This window comes from Aeribacillus sp. FSL K6-2848 (genome assembly GCF_038004325.1).
Classification (GTDB): Bacteria; Bacillota; Bacilli; order Bacillales; family Aeribacillaceae; genus Aeribacillus; species Aeribacillus composti.
In genome coordinates this window covers 3,432,284-3,452,567 of the sequence record NZ_JBBOQQ010000001.1, presented here as the reverse complement: position 1 = coordinate 3,452,567, position 20,284 = coordinate 3,432,284, and the positions used below count along the sequence as shown (strand labels likewise).

General features: G+C 37.9%; 18 protein-coding genes. 16 read left to right on the top strand and 2 right to left on the bottom strand.

Annotation, left to right across the window (positions count from 1 at the left end):
* Positions 1 to 158: 158 nt before the first annotated feature.
* Complete coding sequence (locus tag NSS70_RS16620; RefSeq protein ID WP_066250997.1) at positions 159 to 719, bottom strand: glycerol-3-phosphate responsive antiterminator; 561 nt, start codon at positions 717 to 719, stop codon at positions 159 to 161.
* A gap of 367 nt (positions 720 to 1,086) precedes the next feature.
* Between NSS70_RS16620 and NSS70_RS16615 the strand changes: the two genes are divergently transcribed.
* From NSS70_RS16615 to NSS70_RS16575, 9 genes are all read left to right on the top strand, one after another.
* On the top strand, positions 1,087 to 3,132 hold the full coding sequence (locus tag NSS70_RS16615; protein WP_340881988.1) for a sigma 54-interacting transcriptional regulator: 2,046 nt from the start codon (positions 1,087 to 1,089) through the stop codon (positions 3,130 to 3,132).
* A 115-nt stretch (positions 3,133 to 3,247) separates the two neighbouring features.
* Positions 3,248 to 4,243, top strand: coding sequence for a dihydroxyacetone kinase subunit DhaK (dhaK, locus tag NSS70_RS16610; protein WP_311066451.1), 996 nt, complete (start codon positions 3,248 to 3,250; stop codon positions 4,241 to 4,243).
* A gap of 54 nt (positions 4,244 to 4,297) precedes the next feature.
* Positions 4,298 to 4,927 (top strand): dihydroxyacetone kinase subunit DhaL, encoded by a 630-nt coding sequence (dhaL, locus tag NSS70_RS16605; RefSeq protein ID WP_117017386.1) that lies wholly within the window; start codon positions 4,298 to 4,300, stop codon positions 4,925 to 4,927.
* The gene (dhaM, locus tag NSS70_RS16600; RefSeq protein WP_063387208.1) at positions 4,924 to 5,316 is read left to right on the top strand and encodes a dihydroxyacetone kinase phosphoryl donor subunit DhaM; all 393 of its coding nucleotides are present in this window, start codon (positions 4,924 to 4,926) and stop codon (positions 5,314 to 5,316) included. The genes dhaL and dhaM overlap by 4 nt, the downstream gene beginning before the upstream one ends.
* 24 nt (positions 5,317 to 5,340) lie before the next feature.
* The gene (locus tag NSS70_RS16595) at positions 5,341 to 5,604 is read left to right on the top strand and encodes an HPr family phosphocarrier protein (protein WP_063387209.1); all 264 of its coding nucleotides are present in this window, start codon (positions 5,341 to 5,343) and stop codon (positions 5,602 to 5,604) included.
* A gap of 298 nt (positions 5,605 to 5,902) precedes the next feature.
* Complete coding sequence (locus tag NSS70_RS16590) at positions 5,903 to 6,730, top strand: MIP/aquaporin family protein (RefSeq protein ID WP_339197254.1); 828 nt, start codon at positions 5,903 to 5,905, stop codon at positions 6,728 to 6,730.
* Between the two features lie 170 nt (positions 6,731 to 6,900).
* Positions 6,901 to 8,262, top strand: coding sequence for an IS4 family transposase (locus NSS70_RS16585; protein ID WP_340789351.1), 1,362 nt, complete (start codon positions 6,901 to 6,903; stop codon positions 8,260 to 8,262).
* 35 nt (positions 8,263 to 8,297) lie between these two features.
* Positions 8,298 to 9,788 (top strand): glycerol kinase GlpK, encoded by a 1,491-nt coding sequence (gene glpK, locus NSS70_RS16580; RefSeq protein WP_340881985.1) that lies wholly within the window; start codon positions 8,298 to 8,300, stop codon positions 9,786 to 9,788.
* A 277-nt stretch (positions 9,789 to 10,065) separates the two neighbouring features.
* Positions 10,066 to 10,506 carry a hypothetical protein gene (locus NSS70_RS16575; RefSeq protein ID WP_094244569.1) on the top strand — a complete coding sequence of 147 codons (441 nt, stop codon included), beginning with the start codon at positions 10,066 to 10,068 and terminating at the stop codon, positions 10,504 to 10,506.
* Positions 10,507 to 10,751: 245 nt separating this feature from the next.
* Here NSS70_RS16575 and NSS70_RS16570 read toward each other — a convergent pair whose 3' ends face one another.
* A complete protein-coding gene (locus NSS70_RS16570; protein ID WP_339196453.1) occupies positions 10,752 to 11,630 on the bottom strand; it encodes an IS982 family transposase in 879 nt (292 codons plus the stop codon).
* Between the two features lie 225 nt (positions 11,631 to 11,855).
* On the opposite strand from NSS70_RS16570, the gene NSS70_RS16565 reads away from it, so the two are divergent.
* The 7 genes from NSS70_RS16565 to mnmA all read left to right on the top strand — a co-directional run bounded on the left by NSS70_RS16565 (position 11,856) and on the right by mnmA (position 20,216).
* Entirely contained in the window at positions 11,856 to 12,206 is a 351-nt protein-coding gene (locus NSS70_RS16565) for a n-acetylglutamate synthase (RefSeq protein ID WP_198318546.1), read from the top strand.
* 110 nt (positions 12,207 to 12,316) lie between these two features.
* Entirely contained in the window at positions 12,317 to 12,946 is a 630-nt protein-coding gene (locus NSS70_RS16560) for a dienelactone hydrolase family protein (protein WP_327856089.1), read from the top strand.
* A gap of 1,037 nt (positions 12,947 to 13,983) precedes the next feature.
* Positions 13,984 to 15,204: an IS110 family transposase gene (locus NSS70_RS16555; protein ID WP_063388609.1), complete on the top strand. Its 1,221-nt coding sequence runs from the start codon at positions 13,984 to 13,986 to the stop codon at positions 15,202 to 15,204.
* A 178-nt stretch (positions 15,205 to 15,382) separates the two neighbouring features.
* Positions 15,383 to 16,018, top strand: a complete 636-nt coding sequence (locus NSS70_RS16550; RefSeq protein ID WP_066250976.1) for a LysE family translocator — start codon at positions 15,383 to 15,385, stop codon at positions 16,016 to 16,018.
* A gap of 782 nt (positions 16,019 to 16,800) precedes the next feature.
* Positions 16,801 to 18,060, top strand: a complete 1,260-nt coding sequence (ltrA, locus tag NSS70_RS16545; protein WP_340882555.1) for a group II intron reverse transcriptase/maturase — start codon at positions 16,801 to 16,803, stop codon at positions 18,058 to 18,060.
* 526 nt (positions 18,061 to 18,586) lie between these two features.
* A complete protein-coding gene (locus NSS70_RS16540) occupies positions 18,587 to 19,021 on the top strand; it encodes an RrF2 family transcriptional regulator (RefSeq protein WP_339197244.1) in 435 nt (144 codons plus the stop codon).
* An 82-nt stretch (positions 19,022 to 19,103) separates the two neighbouring features.
* Positions 19,104 to 20,216: a tRNA 2-thiouridine(34) synthase MnmA gene (gene mnmA, locus NSS70_RS16535; RefSeq protein WP_339200031.1), complete on the top strand. Its 1,113-nt coding sequence runs from the start codon at positions 19,104 to 19,106 to the stop codon at positions 20,214 to 20,216.
* The last annotated feature ends 68 nt before the right edge of the window (positions 20,217 to 20,284 follow it).

Below are 20,284 nucleotides of genomic sequence, written 5' to 3'. Positions count from 1 at the left end.
GACGCTATTGACACCATCGCACAAGCCATTTTTTCTTCATTCAATTGATGAAGATGGCTTGCGTCTTTCATGCCTTCTACAGCGTTTCTGAAACTGAAAGTCTAAAACTGCCGCCAAAACCTAAAGCATCGAAAAATTGGGTAGGCATTCAAAATAAATTATGACTGTTCAAATTCTTTCCATAATTGCTTATTGGATGTTGTCACGGCTGCAGCACCAGCTTGTAAAGCATTGTTGACATCGTCAATACTGCGGATAAATCCACCAGCGAAGATCGGGATTTGAATTCGTTGATGAATTTCGGCAATAATGCTCGGCATGGCGCCAGGTAAAACCTCAATCACATCGGGCTTTGTTTTTTCTAATAAGGAATAGCTTTTTTCTAAAGCGTTTGAGTCAATGAGAAAAACTCGTTGAATGGCCAATACGCCTTTTTGTTTCGCTTTCAAAACGACACTTGCTTTTGTCGAAAGCAGTCCATAGGGCTTGAAGGACTGGCATAAATATTCGGTTGCGTATTCATCATTTTTAAGACCATGTATTAAATCAACATGCAATAACAAGTTTTTACAATGCTGCTTAGAAATATTGACGATATTTTTCAACTGGGCAATATGGACATCTAATAACACACCATATGCATAGGAACTCTGAAGAAAAATTTCAAAATCCTTCATATTGCGAATCGCTGGAATAATTTTTTGATCTTTATATTCCATTGTTCGTTCCACCTTTTTTATTATTGGCAAAAATCAGTGTGAATTCAGCTTTCAAACTTAATTGAAACAGAGAAGAGGTCTTTGCTTCAAGTCTCTAGAAAAAAAGAAATCCACAACAAAACACCCCTTCATCCAAACGACTAAAGGGAATTGATGTGGATCTCCTTCTCTCCGCTACAATTTATTAACTTATTTATAATTGTACCATAAACAAAAGCGCTGTCAAAGCAATGAGAACATCCACGCATGATCGTTAACAGGGTGAAAAAATTTTTTAATCGTGAGATTCATAACTACTATCTTTTTCGAAAAATTTTCCAGTAATCCTGTTAACAAGTATATTAAAATGGAAAAAGGAGGGGATTTCATGTTCATTAAATTAACAGTGTACAAAAAGAACGGTCTTCATGTCCGGATGGCAGCAGCTTTTATTTCGCTGCTTCAAAATCTCATACAAAATAAAGAGATATTAAAAAAGACGTACGTTCTCTATCAGGATAAAAAAGTTCAAGTGAATAATCTATTATCTTTAGTGTCCTTAAAGATTGGACAAGGAGAGGAATTTATCCTGCATTTTGAAGAAAAAATAGACGATCAAATCGTCCAGCAGATAAAAGATTTTTTTGAACAAACGGATCTTGAAGATTCCCAGCAAGCAGAAACAGATCGACTTCTCATGGAAAATTCCATTACCCTTCATGAGGCCATATCTGCTTTACCGAATGGAATCGTCGTTGTGAATAGCGACAATATCATCACTTATGTCAATGCAGCTGCAGCAAAACTTTTGGAAAAAGATCCTCATGAGCTTATCAATCAACGCGCTGACGAAGTGATTCCCCATTCAAGATTGCATGAAGTACTGAAGACAGGAAAAATGGAATTATCCAAAAAGCAAGAAATCAACCATCATACATTGTTAACAACCCGTTCGCCAATTATTTTTAATGGAAAAACGATTGGGGCTGTTGCTATTTTTCAAGATATATCTACCATTGAGAAAATCAGTAAAGAATTGAATGAAGTAAAAGAGCTGCAGCAGCGATTAAATCTTGTTTTAAAATCTGTCTCAGATTTAATCGGATTAACAGATAAAAATGGAAATTTTATATACAAAAATGATGAAATGGATGTTTTGTTAAAAAAATTAAACAGTGTCCCAAACATTCAATCAATAATCGGCCAACACGAGTGGGAAAATATTAAAAGCACTCAAAATCAGATTATGAAACTAATTCAAGTAAACCAACAATCTAGTTATATTACAAAAATAAATCCTATTTTCGTTGACGATGAATTTCGCGGAACAGTCGCCACCATGACTCCTTTCGATGATATTAAAAAGCTCCTCGAAAAAATTGATCTAATGGAGCAAAGAACAAAATATTTGGAAATGGAGCTGTCCAAACATCAAGGATTTGATGAGGCATTTCATAAGATTATAGGAAACAGCGAGACATTAAAAGATTCCTTAACAATCGCCGCAAAGGTTGCAAAAACAAATTCGACAGTGATTATTACAGGAGAAAGCGGAACAGGGAAAGAACTTATCGCTAAGGCTATTCATGAAGCAAGCGACAGAAAGAATAACCTATTTATTCGAGTGAATTGTGCAGCCATCCCTCCTCAATTAATGGAGAGCGAATTATTTGGTTATGAAAAAGGAGCCTTTACAGGAGCGTATAAAACACATCGAGGAAAATTTGAACTCGCTAATAAAGGTACGATTTTTTTAGATGAAATCGGTGATTTAAGTTTGGATTTACAAGCAAAAATTTTACGTGTGCTGCAGGAAAGGGAAGTGGAAAGAATTGGCGGATATGCGCCCATTCAGCTTGATGTTAGGGTAATTACCGCGACTCACCGTGATCTCAAAAAAATGGTAGATGAGGGCAGTTTTCGCGAGGACCTTTATTATCGGTTGAATGTTGTCCCAATTCATCTGCCGCCTTTAAGGGCAAGAAAAGAAGATATTCCCCTTTTGGTGGAGGCGTTTCGAAAACAATTGAATGCTAGATTGGGAAAAAATATCAAAGGGTATGAAAAAGGATTTATGGAAGCATTATGCAGTTACTATTGGCCAGGAAATATTAGAGAATTACAAAATGTGATTGAACGGTTATTTAATCTCGCAGATGAAGAAATTTTGCGATGCAAGGATTTACCTTACTACATCTCGAACCCTCAATGTCAAGAAAATAAAAAAATAATGCAGAAACAGAGTATCAATTTTGGCAACGAAGTGCTGACCTTCAAAGAATATGAAAAACAAATTTTTTCGTTTGCTTGTCAATATTACCCAAGCTATAACCAATTAGCGAAAGCGCTTGGGATCACTCATAAAACGGCAGCTAAAAAAATAAGAGAATATGGATTGGAGCATTTAGTTGGGAAAAAGTATCAAATGGATTGATATTTTTTCCCAATGAACTCGCCATAAAAATATGAAAACGCATCCGTAAAGCGCTTTCGTTGTTGGCATCATTTTTGCATTAATAAAAAGTGCAAAGTTAAGAGGAGGTATGTCTATGAAAAAATTAATCAATGATCCTAATCAAGTAGTTGAAGACATGTTAGCAGGGATGGTTGCGGCTCATTCTAATCGAATGAAGAGATTGCCAAATACAAACGTAATCGTAAGAAAAGATGCACCTATTCAAGGAAAAGTTGGCTTGGTTAGCGGTGGAGGAAGCGGTCATGAGCCTTCACATGCTGGTTATGTAGGTAAAGGAATGCTAGACGGAGCGGTATGTGGAGAAGTGTTCACTTCCCCAACCCCAGATCAAATTTTTGAGGCGATTCAAGCGGTTGATAGCGGAAATGGGGTGTTATTGATTATTAAAAATTACACTGGCGACATTATGAATTTTGAAATGGCTGCCGAAATGGCTGAAGCAGAAGGAATCAACGTAGCAAAAGTGGTTGTGAATGATGATGTAGCTGTGGAGGATAGTACATATACGACAGGCCGGCGGGGAATAGCAGGTACGGTTTTTGTTCATAAAATTGCCGGTGCATTAGCGGAAAAGGGTGCAACGCTAAAAGAAGTAGAAGCAGTAGCTAAGAAAGTTGTGGAAAATGTGCGGTCAATGGGAATGGCCTTAACTCCATGCACTGTTCCAGCAGCAGGAAAACCTGGCTTCGAGCTCGGAGAAAATGAAATCGAAATTGGAATGGGGATTCACGGAGAACCTGGCATTGAAAAAACACAAATCCAGCCAGCGGATGAAATCGCACAAATACTTCTTGAAAAAATTTTAGATGACTTAAAACTTGAGGAAAACGACAAGGTTGCGGTCATGATCAACGGTCTAGGTGCAACACCATTAATGGAATTATATATTATGAACAAAAAAGTCTCTGAGGTCCTAAAGGAAAAGAACATTTATATACATGAAACGTTTGTTGGTGAATTTATGACATCGCTTGAAATGGCTGGCTGCTCTATTTCGTTATTAAAATTAGACGATCAACTCATTGAGTTGTTAGACGCACAAGCGGATACAATCGCATTCAAAAAATAGCAATCTCGCTTTCTTGCAGTCTGTCTATAGAAGGAATATGAGGAGAGATGATCAATGACATTTGACGTTGAACAGGCTAAAAAATGGATCATAACTTTTAACGATAAAATTCAGGAAAATAAGGAGTATTTAACGGAGCTGGATCAAGCAATTGGCGATGGAGACCATGGATTAAATATGGCACGGGGATTTCAGGAAACCGTCAAGAAAATTACAGAAGGCAAATATGATGATCTTGGTTCTTTGTTTAAAGATGTTGGCATGACTTTAATTGCTAAAGTAGGCGGAGCTTCAGGTCCGTTATATGGAACAGCTTTCATGAAAGCTTCTCTTGCTTTAAAGGGTAAAAAAGAAGTTGATATAAAGGCTTTAGTTGAGGCATTAGCAGCATCATTGGATGGGTTAAAAGTTAGGGGAAAGGCACAAGTAGGAGATAAAACGATGATCGATGTTTGGGAGCCTGTCATTGAGTATATGAAAAATCGTGAAACGATTCATTCTAAAGAGCTTACTGATTTATCTAAAGAGAAAATGGACGACACAAAAGAGCTTGAGGCAAAGAAAGGCCGTGCGGCTTATTTAGGAAAGCGTTCTATTGGTCATATTGATCCTGGGGCAGCTTCATCGTATTTATTGTTTGCTTCCTTAGCTGAATTGCTCGAAGAAGGAGAGGTGGCCCAATGAAATATGTAAGTCTTGTCTTAATTTCACATAGCTATGAAATTGTAAGCGGCCTAAAAAAGCTTCTGAATCAAGTTCAACCTGAAGTATCTGTAGCCATCGCTGGAGGGGTTGAAGGAGATATCGGAACAAATGCATTAGACATTAAGGAAGCAATTGAATCAGTCTATTCTGAGAAAGGCGTTGTCGTTTTGTTTGATTTAGGGAGTGCACTCATTAATGCTGAAATGGCTATTGAGATGCTAGAGAACAATGAAAACATTATAATAGCCGATGCTCCTCTCGTAGAAGGAGCTTATGCAGCGGTCGTTGAGGCTGGTTTGGGAAGCTCGATTGAAGAGGTCGTTCGAGCTGGCGAGAGTGCAAAGGAGCTTGTCAAAATCAATGACTAGCGAGAAAAATTAGGAGTGAACTTAATGATCGAAAAAGAGATTACAGTGACCATTGAAAATGGTCTGCATGCCAGACCAGCAGCAGATTTTGTGAAAAAAGTAAACCAGTATAAAAGCAAGGTTGAGTTAATGATCGGCGACAGAAGGATTAACGCGAAAAGTATTCTTCAGCTTATGAGCGTTGCCATAATGGAGGGACAGACGATCAAAGTGATGACTGATGGAGAAGATGAGAAAGACGCATTAGCGTTTATTGATTCTTTTCTCCAATCAGGTAAAGAATCGTAATCAAGCCTTTGCTTTTGAATTGTTGCAAAATTCATATTAGGCTCATGGGTCCCATTTCCTTTAACTTACTTCAAAACAAATAATATCATAATTCAAAAAAAAAGTGATTGACAACGCTTTCTTTTTGTAATAATCTGAAATCAAGTTAATATTTGTGATGGAGAAATGGAGATCCACAGTAATTCCCTGTATGCAGCCTGCATACTAAGGGGGGAATTTGCTGCGGATCTTTTTTATTGACCAAAATTGTAGTCTTTTCGCAAGAGATAACAAATATATGAAAAGGGAGGAAACTTTGATGTCTGCATTTTTAGGTGAGTTAATTGGCACCATGATTTTGATTGTTTTTGGGGGTGGAGTTGTCGGCGGTGTTGTACTTAAAAAATCAAAAGCTGAAAATTCAGGCTGGATTGTTATTACGATGGGATGGGGTCTTGCCGTAGCGATGGCGGCATATGCTGTAGGTCAATTTAGCGGAGCCCATCTTAATCCGGCTGTAACCATCGGATTAGCTGCAATCGGTTCTTTCCCATGGAGTGATGTACCGACCTATATTATTGCCCAAATGATTGGCGCATTTATCGGTGCTGTGATCGTTTATTTGCACTATTTGCCCCACTGGAAAGCAACCGATGACCAAGGTGCAAAATTAGCCGTATTCTCAACAGATCCTGCAATCAAAAATCCTGCAGCGAATCTTTTAAGTGAAGTCATTGGTACATTCATTTTGTTGCTTGGATTGTTGGCACTTGGAGCGAATAAATTTGCAGAAGGAATGAACCCGTTCATTGTTGGATTTCTCATCGTTGCAATAGGTCTCTCCTTAGGCGGAACTACGGGTTACGCCATCAATCCTGCCCGTGATTTAGGTCCGAGAATTGCTCATTTTATTCTGCCGATTCCAGGTAAAGGAAGCTCTAACTGGGGTTATGCTTGGATTCCTGTTGTAGGGCCGATTATTGGGGGAACGTATGGAGCGTTATTTTATAAATGGGCTTTTGAAGGAGTCAGTACCTCTACTTTTTGGATTTTCACAATTGTTGTAGCAGTTATCGTTGTGGCAGCGCTAGTAAGCAATAAAGAACAAAGCTTGAATGTCTATAAGAAAACGAAAGCAACACTTTAAGTTTATAACTCAGCTTTCGCAGTCCAAAATCTTGTTTAAATGCTTGATGTAAATGGTTTTGGGAAGTACAAAATTATCATTTGACATTTTTTAAAACATAAAGAAAGACACCTATTCTTTTGGTAAAATATTGGTGACGAAACCAAATCCAAAAGAAAGGTGTCACCACTATGATAACGAATAAAGACTACTTTGCGCAATTACCAAAAGAAATTAAACAAGGATTTTCCGAATTAAATATTGGATATCATTTAAGAAAAGCGAATATTACGAAACTTTCCGGGTATTCTTGTCTTACTGTTTTCAAACTGATTTTTCTTTTAGTCTTCCAATATAAGAACTGGTTTCGTGCTTTTATGAGTAAACGATCTCAGGATCTGCCCGGAAAGGATACAGTCTATCGCTTTTTAAATACACCAACCTATCATTGGAGAAAGTTTCTGCTTTCATTAAGCAGTGAAATGATCCGTCTGCTTCAACCATTAACTTCAAAAGATCGTGTCACAGCTTTTGTGATTGATGATTCTGTCTTTTCAAGAAACCGTAGTAAGTCGGTTGAACTGTTGGCTAAGGTTTTTGATCACTCTACCCATCAGTACTTGAAAGGGTTTCAAATGCTTACCCTTGGCTGGACCGATAGTTTTACTTTTATTCCCGTTGATTTTGCTCTTCTAAGTTCACCGAAAAAGGAAAATCGCCTGCAAGAAATCAATACCAATATTGATAAACGAACATCTGGCTATAAGCGTCGCCAGGAAGCTCTGAAATCAAAACCGGACGTGGCTTCAGCTTTACTTGATCACGCGCTTGAAAAAGGGATTGTAGCTGACTATGTTCTCATGGATTCCTGGTTTACACAAGCGCCTTTAATTGAGAAGATTACGAACAAAGGGTTATTTGTCATTGGCTTGGTGAAGCAATTAAAGCAGCGATACGTTTACAATGGTGAACGTTTCACACTGAATCAACTTTACAAATTGGCAAAACCTCACATGGGTAAAAAAGACATTCTCGGATCCGTTTATGCTACTTTAGACAATGGAATTCCAGTAAAAATTCTATTTGTACGAAACCGTAATAAACGGAGCGAATGGCTTGCCATTCTCAGCACAGATACAACATTAGAAAATGAAGAGATCATTCGTATTTACGGCATGCGTTGGGACATTGAAGTCTTCTTCAAATGCAATAAATCCCTTTTAAATTTAGAGAAAGAATTCCAGGGACGTTCCTACGACATGTTAATTAGCCATACAACCATTGTTTTTACACGATATATTCTCATTGCTTGGCAAATGCGAAAAGAGGAGGATCCTAAGACGATTGGCAACCTTTTTTACATCCTTTGCGAAGATGTAAAAGACATAGATTTTATTACTGCCCTTCAATCACTTATTGACCTTTTCCAAACTTTGGCGGAAGCCGAGGTTTCTTTGAACATGGACATCTTTAAAAATCAAATGAATAAATGGTTGGCCACTATACCTAATTATATCAAGCAATGCTTAAATATTTCTGTGTGCGAAAGTTGAGTTTATAATTTTAATAAAAAAATGAGGTGAAGAAAATGGAAACATATGTTTTAGCTCTAGACCAAGGAACGACAAGTTCACGTGCGATCATTTTTAATAAAAAAGGGGAAATCGTTCATATTTCACAAAAAGAATTTGCGCAATATTTTCCTAAACCAGGCTGGGTAGAGCATAATGCCAATGAAATTTGGGGTTCCATCTTATCCGTCATCGCCACTTCCTTGTCTGAGTCAGGAATAAAACCTGAGCAAATTGCAGGCATCGGAATTACGAACCAACGCGAAACAACGGTTGTTTGGGATAAAAACACAGGTCAGCCGGTATATAATGCCATTGTTTGGCAATCACGGCAAACGGCAGATATTTGTGAGGAGTTAAAGGCGAAGGGATTAAATGATACATTTCGTGAAAAGACAGGTCTGTTAATTGATGCATACTTTTCAGGAACAAAAGTCAAATGGATATTAGATCATGTTGAAGGGGCTAGAGAAAAAGCGGAAAGAGGAGAGCTTTTATTCGGAACAATTGATACTTGGTTAATTTGGAAGCTCTCGGGTGGAAAGGCACATGTGACGGATTATTCAAATGCTTCAAGAACATTAATGTTCAATATTCATGAGCTGAAATGGGATGATGAACTGTTAGAAATTTTAACCGTGCCTAAATCCATGCTTCCGGAAGTACGTCCATCTTCAGAAATTTATGCACATACAGTTCCGTATCATTTCTTTGGGCAAGAAGTTCCGATTTCTGGAGCGGCTGGGGATCAGCAAGCAGCACTATTCGGTCAGGCTTGTTTTGAAGAAGGCATGGCGAAAAATACGTACGGTACGGGCTGCTTTATGCTTATGAACACGGGCGAAAAAGCTGTTGCTTCTAACCACGGACTATTAACAACGATTGCTTGGGGATTAAACGGAAAAGTGGAATATGCTTTAGAAGGAAGTATTTTTGTTGCAGGATCTGCCATTCAATGGTTAAGAGATGGACTTCGTATGTTAAAAAATGCTGCTGATAGCGAACAATATGCAGAACGTGTAGAATCCACAGACGGTGTATATGTAGTACCGGCGTTTGTCGGGCTAGGAACACCGTATTGGGACAGCGATGTTAGAGGAGCTATATTTGGTTTGACACGGGGAACGCAAAAAGAACACTTTGTTCGTGCAACTTTAGAGTCCCTTGCCTATCAAACAAAAGATGTGCTGACTGCTATGGAAGCGGATTCGGGTATTTCCTTGAAAACCTTGCGTGTAGATGGCGGGGCAGTAAAAAATAATTTTCTAATGCAATTCCAGAGCGATTTGTTAGGTGTCCCTGTTGAACGTCCTGTTGTCAATGAAACTACTGCTCTTGGAGCGGCTTATTTAGCCGGCTTGGCAGTAGGATATTGGAAAGATCAATCAGAGATCGCGACACAATGGAACATTGACCGTACATTCGAACCAACTATGAATGAAGAAAAACGTAACAAATTATATGAAGGCTGGCAAAAAGCTGTAAAAGCTGCGATGGCTTTTAAATAAAGGTTCTCAGTCAATTGTTGGGGTGCACTTGATGTGAAGTGCATCTCTTTTATATGTATGGAAGGTAGATCAGTGAGCATATTCCTTATTTTTGAGACGATCAAAGTTGCGGAAAAACCATAAAAAATTTTTTCTCGGTATAAGTTATTCATCTCAAAGTGTATTCAGCTTACTCTAACTTACGGATATAATTTTATATGAAGTATAGTATAGTTATTCTAAATTCTTTAGTATACTTCAATGAAAAAGGAATCCAAAGTTAGAAAGATGATATTTAATGTTCAAATTGGTAAGAATGCTAAAATTGCGAGATCTAGAATTGTTTCGTATAGATAATCAAGATAATGAAACTATCTGTATGCTGTTGATTTTAGATTACAGAAGACCAAGTGTTTTGGATGATTTTCCAATTTTAAAGGAAATAGAGGATGAAAATTCATTTGAAGGCGCGGAGAATTATATCCACACTGTAATAATTTCAGAGGAAAAATTAGAAGAAAATATTGTCGGTCGAATTATTGAAGTAATTGAAGGATTAGTGGAGCATAAGCCAAATTGTGACAATAACAATTCATTTTATATTAGTAAATTTCCTGATCATTTTGAGGCTGGTGCACATTTAATAGAATATATTAAACCTATTTTAAATAAGATGAATTTTGGAATTGATCTAACATATATCACTGATAAACATTTCAATTATTTAACTCAAGAATAATTTTTTCATTAAAAGTAAAAGCGGTATCAAAAATGGAGATCTACTTTTAACTTCTGCTGAACTCGGGGGAACGAAAGGAAGGAATCCGGAGAAGCTAAAGGCAGAGCGATAACCCCGCCTTCTTGTACTAAAATTTAAGTTCGGCATTGGATGTATCAAGGATTCCTGCTGAATGTAGGAATCCCTTTTTGACAGATTCCGCACTAGAAAATCTGATTAAGTATACCCATGGTGCTAGTTGAGCGTCAACGCTCAACTAGCCCAAGAACAACGAGCGAATAGGCCAACAAAATGGCATCAAGCGCCGTTTCAAATCCAGAGATCGAATTGGCGCGAATTTTCGTGATCCGAAATGAATCCACTAAAACCGAGAACGCGGTTTCGACGATTTTGCGTTTTCGTTTCATCCATCGTTTCCATGCTTTCGATTGATGGATTTTCTGGTTTTTCCGAACGGGCGTCCAAAAAGTGATCTTGTATTCATCATACAGCTTCTTTTGCAAGTCTTGGCTCACATATCCTTTGTCACCAAGTGTATACGGATGAGGAAGTTGGGCCATCACGGTTTCCGCAGCTGTCCGGTCGTGACAGGATGCTTCGGTGACGACATATCCCATCGGAAGCGCTTGGTCAGTGATCTGGAGATGAAGCTTAAACCCATAGTAAGCCATCTTTTTGGATGCACAATACCCGATATCTGCGATTCCTTGAAACCGTTTGACGCGATACATTCGTGCGTGGTGGCAGAGTTCAATAGGTAAGCTATCCACTACCGCATAAGCGTGATGTTGCCCACGTTTGGCTAGTTGATATCGTATCCATTTGACGGCAAAGCCAAGATTTCGACAACGGCGGTTATATCGAGAACGTTCAGGAAATAAATCTTTCGAAAATAAGTTTCCGATCACAAATCGGTGCCAAGCTCGTTCGGATGTAAAACCTAACAACTTTCCAAGAACATGGACGGCGATGATGACTTCATCTTCTTGCTTCAACAAATGGTGATTTCGGCGTTGTAAATACATCTGAATCAAAGACAATTGTCCAGATACAAAGAACAAAATCGCTGCATATTGTTTTTGAATTTTCGCTTCGTCTGTTGTAAAATGAAAGTGCTCTTGCATGGGACTTCTCCTTTTAAATGTTTGGTAGCACTTTCATTTTAAAGGAATTTTCCATGCAAGGGCTATTTTTATATCCTGTGATCTTTATCTAGCACCACAGGTATTAAGTATTTCTCAAAGTATCCCTTGTGAAATAGTTGAACATGAGAAAATAAATTTGATGGCTAAAAAAGGATAAAACATGTGGTAAAATAGTGGAAATTAAAAATTAGAGGAGCGTTGTTTGTGATAAATTATAATGGCCGCAAGTTTGTTTCAATTGAAAATACAGATAATGGAGAAGTTTCTTCAGAAACGCTTTTTGAATATAAACAAGAAGGAAATATAATCTCAGCAACGTATAGCGGTGGAGAAATTATAAAAGGATTCTTAATTGGGATAGTAAAAGAAGATGGATGCTTAGAGTTTAGGTATAACCATGTGAATATCAAAAACGAGATTAGGGGCGGAAAATGTACTTCTACTCCAAAAATCTTACCAGATGGGCGAATTAGACTGTATGAGAATTGGAAATGGCTCGATGATAAGGAAACGGAAGGAAATTCAATTATTGAAGAAGTTGTTGAAAATCATTGATATATAAACTTGAGTTGAAAAATAAAGATTGCTGCGCTGCTGGTAGTATAGTGATGAAAAAGAAAAAAAGAATTTAAAGTAGGTGCAACAGTTTTGATGGAGGCACAAAAATGATTAGCATACAAAAAGATTCTGATACGGCAATTGTCATTGTTCATGAAATTTATGGAATCAATCAACATATGAAATACGTTTGTCAATTATTATCTGAATTTGACTTTGATGTCTTGTGTCCTAATTTGTTAGAACGGGAAACACCTTTTGATTATTCTCAAGAGGAAGATGCTTACTCTAATTTTATGGAAAACGTAGGTTTTACAGATGCTTTGGTCATAATTAAAAATTTGTTATCGGATATTAAGGATGAATATAAAAAAATATTTGTCGTCGGATTCAGTGTAGGAGCAACCGTTGCTTGGCTATGTAGTGAAGAACAACTTGTTGATGGAATCATTGGGTATTATGGTTCTCGTATCAGAAATTATCTGGAAATATCACCTCAATGCCCTACATTGTTGTTCTTTCCGCAAGAAGAAAAATCATTTAATGTTGATGAGTTAATTTCGGCTTTAGATAACAAAAATAATGTCGAGGTTCATAAGTTTAACGGACAGCATGGATTTAGTGACCCATTCTCTCCAAAATATAACGAAGAATCAGCTAAAAAAGCATTTAACCAAATGTTGGTTTTTCTTCGGAAACGTTTAGACGTATTGAACTCCTATGGAAGAGCAAATTAACTTCGTCATCTGTGGTGAAGATCCCTTCATGATTGACTAATTGGCAGGCTAGCTGGAGAAGGCAAGGTTTAGTTTCAAAACAATGACGATATTTTTTCTGGTATGAATTTTGAAACAATCGCAGTACATCACATCGCCCAAGTGTGAAAAAAGTCGTCGACCTCCAATCGTCTAAAAATCCCTGGAGATCGACGACAGCTGTTTTTTGAAGGAAACAGCAGAATAATGGGCCATTGCGAAAATTTTCCATGTTCGTTATAATATAATTAAAACCAACATCCGCCATTATTTAGAAAACATACTAACATCAACGTTTTTTGGGGTTTTTATCTTAACTATAAGGAATTGAAACCCATATATATCATACCTGATTTTTGAATATTTTTCCTTTTTATCTTAACTATAAGGAATTGAAACTATTTACAAGCCCATATACCAATATTTAGAAGTGTACCTCTTTTTATCTTAACTATAAGGAATTGAAACGATTTTCCAAAACGAAACACAACTGAAATTGACGACTTTTCCATTATTAAAATTCAAAACAAGGGTCCCACGAAAAGAAGGGTGAAAATTCAGCTTAACTAACCTGTTGAGTAGGTCCATTACATATTAATTTGAATACCTATGTTAAATGTATCTCTATGTTTTAGTTTGCGGTGAAATATACTTAAAGTTACGGATGCTTTAATCAAAAAGGAGTAGAGTTGTTCCACTATGGGCAGGTTAGTCGAACCGAAGAGTTCTGAACGACTTCATCGGCGACGGCTGTTAGTGAATTAAGTGGAAAAACATACTAACATTAGTAGTACAGACCTAGGCCAAGGTTTGTGCTACTATTTTTTTATAGTAGAAGTGAAGGAAGGTCGAACATCCCCTGGGACCAAATAGAGTCCGTATTAAAAACAGACCAACTTCACATCCTTATTTGAATCAGTTTAGTATGTTGGGTCCGAAGAGACCGTGTATAAGAAAATGGAATCAATAAGGCAATGTGAAGAACTTCTATGTTTGGCTAAAAAGGAGAGGCAGAAAATATGAAACACGTAGTGGCATTTGATGTCAGTATGGGGAAAAGTACAATGGTCATTTATGACCGTTATCGTCAATGCGAATATGAGGGTGAAATAACCCATAACCGCTACTCTTTCGAGAAATTAAACGAAACCCTTATATCTTTAACACAAAAAGATGCACAGGCACCTGATATTGTCTTTGAAGCAACAGGCGTATATTCAAAACCACTAGAACGATTCTTAGGTGATCAAGGTTATATGTATTATCGAGTTAACCCACTCGAAGCGAATATTCAAATGGCTTCAATGAGGAGACAAAAAACAGATAAAAGCGACGCTCATGAACTTGCGAAAACTCACTTTAGAGTTGAACGTGAACAAACTTATCAAGAAGGGGAATATTATAAACAAATGCGTGCAATGACGAGATATTATGATGAATTAAGTAGTGAAATGACGCATTTATATAGTCGTTTACATGCGATTCTACAATTGAGTTTTCCCGAGTTAGAAAAGCTATTCAGTAAACGTTCTGCTTTATTTTTGAATGTCGTTCAATTATACCCTCATCCGGATCATGTGTTAGTTTGTTCAAAAACAGTGATTCGTAATCGTTTAAAAGCCAACACAAGAAAAAACTTATCATTGGCACGTGCTGAAGAAAAAGGGATCGCTTTAATCGAAGCAGCAAAAGAAGCGTATCCAGCAATTTCAAAAGATGATATTCGCTGTGAACAAGTGCGGGATTATGCCAAACGGATTGCAGACTTGAAGGAGAAAAGAGATCAACTTGTCCAAAAGATGGTTAAATTATCGAAAGATAAACAAGAGTATCAGATTTTAATTTCATTTCCAGGAATCGGAGAAACGACTGCAGTTCGTTTAATTGGAGAATTAGGAGATATTCGACGATTCAAAAACCATAAACAACTGAATGCTTACGTCGGTATTGATATTATGAGATATCAATCTGGGAATACCTTTTATAAAGACAAGATTAATAAAAGAGGAAATAACAAACTTAGAAAGATTCTATTTTACATGATCCAGACCATGATCCAACTACGGAAAAACACACAAAATCATATTGTAGATTATTATGATAAATTAAAAACGCAACCCCAGAGGAAACCTCATAAAGTTGCGTCCATAGCATGCGTGAATAAGTTCTTGAAATCGGCTTATCACCTTATCACACATAATCTGAAATACGATTACGAAAAGGCAACAATGCATCAGTAATCGTAAGTAAGATTATATCACAAAGACCTGACGAAAAAAATGGAAATCGTGAGGTCTATTTGTCATGCGAAAATTTATTTTGGAAGGAAGGGGTACCCCTTCCTTCCAAAATAAAATCTATATAAACCAAATTATTTAATAAAAAACACTTGACTAGAGGTAAGAAGGGGCTGTACAGATGTTTGGAATAACTGGTTACGGAATTTATTTACTTATGGCCATATTTATGAATTTAACCCCTGGCACTGACACTATGTATATTATTAGCAGAAGTATATCACAAGGCAGAAAAGCAGGTATTTACTCTGTACTTGGAATTTCAACAGGTTCTTTCATCCACACTTTATTAGCTGCTTTTGGTTTGTCTATTATTTTAGCAAAATCTATTGTATTATTTACTGCAATTAAAATAATGGGTGCTGTTTATTTGGTTTATCTTGGTATAAAAATGTTGTTTCAACATTCATCCCTAGCATTTGAAGCTTCAGCATTACAGCATTTAGAATTCAAAAAGATCTATATGCAGGGAGTTATAACCAATGTTACAAATCCAAAAGTGGCGTTATTCTTTATTTCTTTTCTCCCGCAATTTATTATGACAGACAATCCTTACGGTCCCATTCCCTTTATGATTTTAGGAATTTCGTTTATTATTACAGGCACTCTTTGGTGTTTAATCGTTGCATATTTTGCTTCATTCGCAACCGAAAAACTAAGGGAAAACACAAAAATAGCAAACCTATTAAACAAATTATCGGGGATTATTTTTATAGGATTAGGTATAAAATTATTTCAAACGAAAGCGTCTCAATAAATTTAGACGGGGTTTGCATCAACCAAAAGCATAAACTAGGCGAAAACCGTATTGAAATTCCGTAATTTTTGCACCAGATTGGAAGCAGATTACTCGGGCTTATGCAAGATAAAACTTTCCGTACTTATGGAACTCTAAATACCGCCAACTGGATAAGCGTGGAAAAATAAAATGAAAGCTCTCTGCTCCTCTTTGAGATTCACCTTTTCAAAGAGGAGTATTTGTGTGCGCCCGGCATGTACATGAACTATAGGGTGTAAGTCCCGAACCCCGAAGACAGAAGTAGAGGTTAGCTCAACGAAAGGGTGTCCGTGGCGACGCGGAATCTGAAGGAAGCGAGCGGCAAACTTTAAGGTCTCTCGGAACACGAACCTCATATAAGGCTAGGTATGATTGAGTGAGTTTGCGAAACAAAACAAAGCTCTTTCTGTCGAAGGTCATATCGAGTAAATGAGGCGGATAGATGGTGTGAAAGTGCATGTACTTACCCGGGGAGGTCTGGCTGGCACGCCAAGTAACCTTGGTAACCTATCTAGTGATAGATAGCTGAACAGTCAGAAGTCAGCAGAAGTCATAGTACTCTTTCAAGCTCGAGATGGAAGAGATGGAAGGACTGAACAATTAAGGAGAACGAATCGCTAGGCGTTCATCTTCTGTGTGGAAGCAGACAATCCGATAGGACTTACTTGAAGGAGGAAGTGGTGAATCCCACGGGGGACTTCAAGAGGGTGGAGCAGAAGATGGCACAAATAGAAGAATTCGTTCACGTGGAGAGGATATCAATGTTGATGGAAATGATTTTGTCACGGGAAAATCTCCTGGCGGCACTGAAACGAGTCGAACAGAATAAAGGAGGTCACGGAGTAGATGGCATGTCCGTAAAAGACCTACGAAGACACCTCTACGAAAATTGGGACTCCATTCGACAGTCGTTGAGAGAAGGAACCTACAAGCCCTTACCCGTCCGTCGAGTCGAAATCCCGAAACCGAACGGTGGAGTAAGGCTTCTAGGGATCCCTACCGTGACGGATCGTTTCATCCAACAAGCGATTGCCCAAGTGTTGACGAAAATCTTTGATCCGACCTTCTCGAACCATAGCTATGGTTTCCGCCCAGGCAGAAGGGGACATGATGCGGTTAGGGAAGCAAAGGGTTATATCAAAGAAGGAGATCGTTGGGTAGTCGATATAGACCTAGAGAAATTCTATGACAAGGTGAATCATGACAAACTGATGGGGATCTTGGCGAAAACGATCAAAGATCGAATTCTACTGAAGGTAATCCGCCGGTATCTTCAATCAGGCGTGATGATCAATGGAGTGGTAATGGAAACGGGCATGGGAACGCCTCAAGGCGGCCCGCTTAGTCCACTTTTATCAAACATCATGCTTCATGAATTGGATAAGGAGCTTGAGAAACGTGGACATAAGTTTGTTCGGTATGCGGATGACTGTAACATCTACGTGAAAACAAAGAAAGCAGGAATTCGTGTCATGAACTCCATTACGAACTTTATCGAGAAGGAGTTAAAGCTCAAGGTAAATAAAGAGAAATCGGCGGTAGACCGTCCTTGGAAACGGAAGTTTCTCGGTTTCAGCTTCACACTCAATAAGACTCCAAAGGTACGGATTGCGAACGAAAGTGTGAAACGTTTGAAGAACAAGATCCGTGAAATTACATCAAGGTCGAAACCGTATCCAATGGAGAAAAGGATTGAGAAACTGAACAAGTATTTAATGGGATGGTGCGGATATTTTGCCTTGGCAGAAACACCAAGTAAGTTCAAAGAATTTGATGAATGGATTAGACGAAGGCTTCGGATGTGTTTGTGGAAAGAATGGAAAACCCCGAAAACAAGAATTCGGAAACTCAGAGGATTAGAAGTTCCAAGCCATAAAGCATTCGAATGGGGCAATACACGCAAGAAATATTGGCGGATTGCCTGCAGTCCCATTCTACACAAAACCCTCGACAACTCCTATTGGAAGCGTCGGGGGTTAAGAAGTCTATTCGAAAGATATCAAGCACTACGTCATACTTAATTGAACCGCCGTATACGGAACCGTACGTACGGTGGTGTGAGAGGACGGGAGTTAATCGCTCCCTCCTACTCGATTTTGATAGTATTCTTTCTTAACTAGCAGGTTGCTCTCTGATGTCAGTCTATATAGACACAATGAGCAGATAATTGTATAGTAAATCTATCGATCATGTCTATAATGAAATAGCAAAAGGTTTCTGCCAATGTGAAGATTTTTTACAAAGAATTTTTTAATCGTTGCGCTACATGTAAACACTGTACATGACTAACTTTGATCGTTTGGAAATGAATCGATGCTCTGGCAAAGCTTCAGCAATCGCAGCTCATATAGTTGAATGGAATCATGATTAAAATGCTAATTTTTGTTTTTTTCTAATGGGCTTTATATCGCTTATTATCATTACTACTCGACACTAAGTTTAGGCCAATGATCCGAATTTTTTATTTGCGGCTGATGAAAAGAAGTAATTTTAAGTTGACAATATAAACTGTAATGATTATTATTACATTTAGGAGGAAGATTCAATATGAATAGCGATTTTTCGATTGCCGTTCACTGCGTTGCGTATCTGGCTGAAAAGCAAAATCAGCGAGTAACCAGTGAAGACATTTCTCAAAGTGTTTCTGTCCACCCAGTAAGATTAAGAAAAATCTTAAGCATATTAAGAAAAGAAAATATAATTGCTTCTAAAGAAGGGGCAAAGGGCGGATTTTCGTTAAACGCTCAGCCTGAACAAATTACGTTAGACAAAATTTTTAGAATCACTAGTGAGGAAACGCTTGTGCCGAAATGTCCCGATTCCAATGACAACTGTATAATAGGCAAACATCTGTCAGATATACTCATTCGTATTTTTCATAATGCAGAAGAACATTTTTTAAACTATTTAAAAGGTGTGACGGTTCAAGATATCATTAATGAAATTCATAATAATAGCTCAAAAAGTTCGTTTCATGCCTGAAACAAAATAGTTTGTTGCGGCAAAAATTTTTTTTAAATAAAACTGTAATCAAAAACGTTTCAGTTTTAGGAGGTGAATGATGTTGAAGAAAAAACGAGTAGTCGTCGGAATGTCTGGAGGAGTGGATTCCTCTGTAGCTGCTTACCTTCTTAAAAAAGAAGGGTACGACGTCATCGGGGTATTTATGAAAAACTGGGATGATACGAATGATGATGGTGTATGTACGGCAGCTGAGGATTATGAAGATGTTAAACGAGTTGCCAACCAACTCGGGATTCCTTACTATGGCGTCAACTTTGAAAAAGAATATTGGGATCGTGTATTTACGTATTTCATGGATGAGCTGAAGCGAGGCCGAACACCGAATCCAGATGTAATATGCAATACTGAAATTAAATTTAAAGCGTTTGTTGACTATGCTCTTTCACTTGATGCGGATTATATCGCAACGGGTCATTACGCAAGAATCAACAGAGAAAATGGCCAAATCACCTTGCTGCGTGGAAAAGATGCGAATAAAGATCAAACGTATTTTCTTAGCCAGCTAACATCGGACCATTTGTCTAAAGTTCTGTTCCCGCTGGGTGAGTTAACGAAGGGTGAGGTGCGAAAAATCGCCCAAGAATTGAACCTTATTACCGCCAATAAAAAAGATAGTACCGGAATCTGTTTTATTGGAGAACGAAATTTCAAAAACTTTTTAAAGAATTTTTTGCCGGCACAGCCTGGAGAAATTCGTTCGCTTGATGGAGAAGTGCTCGGTACTCATGATGGTTTAATGTATTACACAATCGGCCAACGAAAAGGGCTTGGCATCGGCGGCAAAGGAACAGGAGAACCTTGGTATGTCGTCGATAAAGATTTAGACAACAATGTTTTACTTGTTGCTCAAGGCAAAGACCATCCGGCATTGTTCTCTACTGGACTGATTGCATCAAACCTGAACTTGATAAATAGGGATGTTCGTCTTAGTACGTTTGCATGTACAGCTAAATTCCGCTACCGTCAAGAGGATCAAAAGGTGCGTGTCCATATTCGTCCGGATGGAACGGTGTTTGTAGAATTTGAAAAACCAGTTAAGGCTGTGACACCAGGGCAAGTAGCGGTATTTTATGAAGGTGAGATTTGTCTTGGCAGCGCCATTATTGACAAAGTGATAAAAGACGATGCTGCTATTGCCGCGGCTGCATCATAAAAAGTTCGTTACAGATATAATATATGTTTTTGTACAAATTATAAATATTGTTCATATCTGTAAAACAA

Coding starts and splice junctions, on each gene's coding strand:
- NSS70_RS16620 (WP_066250997.1), bottom strand. CDS start 719: ATGGAATATAAAGATCAAAAAATTATTCCAGCGATTCGCAATATGAAG.
- NSS70_RS16615 (WP_340881988.1), top strand. CDS start 1,087: ATGTTCATTAAATTAACAGTGTACAAAAAGAACGGTCTTCATGTCCGG.
- dhaK (WP_311066451.1), top strand. CDS start 3,248: ATGAAAAAATTAATCAATGATCCTAATCAAGTAGTTGAAGACATGTTA.
- dhaL (WP_117017386.1), top strand. CDS start 4,298: ATGACATTTGACGTTGAACAGGCTAAAAAATGGATCATAACTTTTAAC.
- dhaM (WP_063387208.1), top strand. CDS start 4,924: ATGAAATATGTAAGTCTTGTCTTAATTTCACATAGCTATGAAATTGTA.
- NSS70_RS16595 (WP_063387209.1), top strand. CDS start 5,341: ATGATCGAAAAAGAGATTACAGTGACCATTGAAAATGGTCTGCATGCC.
- NSS70_RS16590 (WP_339197254.1), top strand. CDS start 5,903: ATGTCTGCATTTTTAGGTGAGTTAATTGGCACCATGATTTTGATTGTT.
- NSS70_RS16585 (WP_340789351.1), top strand. CDS start 6,901: ATGATAACGAATAAAGACTACTTTGCGCAATTACCAAAAGAAATTAAA.
- glpK (WP_340881985.1), top strand. CDS start 8,298: ATGGAAACATATGTTTTAGCTCTAGACCAAGGAACGACAAGTTCACGT.
- NSS70_RS16575 (WP_094244569.1), top strand. CDS start 10,066: ATGTTCAAATTGGTAAGAATGCTAAAATTGCGAGATCTAGAATTGTTT.
- NSS70_RS16570 (WP_339196453.1), bottom strand. CDS start 11,630: ATGCAAGAGCACTTTCATTTTACAACAGACGAAGCGAAAATTCAAAAA.
- NSS70_RS16560 (WP_327856089.1), top strand. CDS start 12,317: ATGATTAGCATACAAAAAGATTCTGATACGGCAATTGTCATTGTTCAT.
- NSS70_RS16555 (WP_063388609.1), top strand. CDS start 13,984: ATGAAACACGTAGTGGCATTTGATGTCAGTATGGGGAAAAGTACAATG.
- NSS70_RS16550 (WP_066250976.1), top strand. CDS start 15,383: ATGTTTGGAATAACTGGTTACGGAATTTATTTACTTATGGCCATATTT.
- ltrA (WP_340882555.1), top strand. CDS start 16,801: ATGTTGATGGAAATGATTTTGTCACGGGAAAATCTCCTGGCGGCACTG.
- NSS70_RS16540 (WP_339197244.1), top strand. CDS start 18,587: ATGAATAGCGATTTTTCGATTGCCGTTCACTGCGTTGCGTATCTGGCT.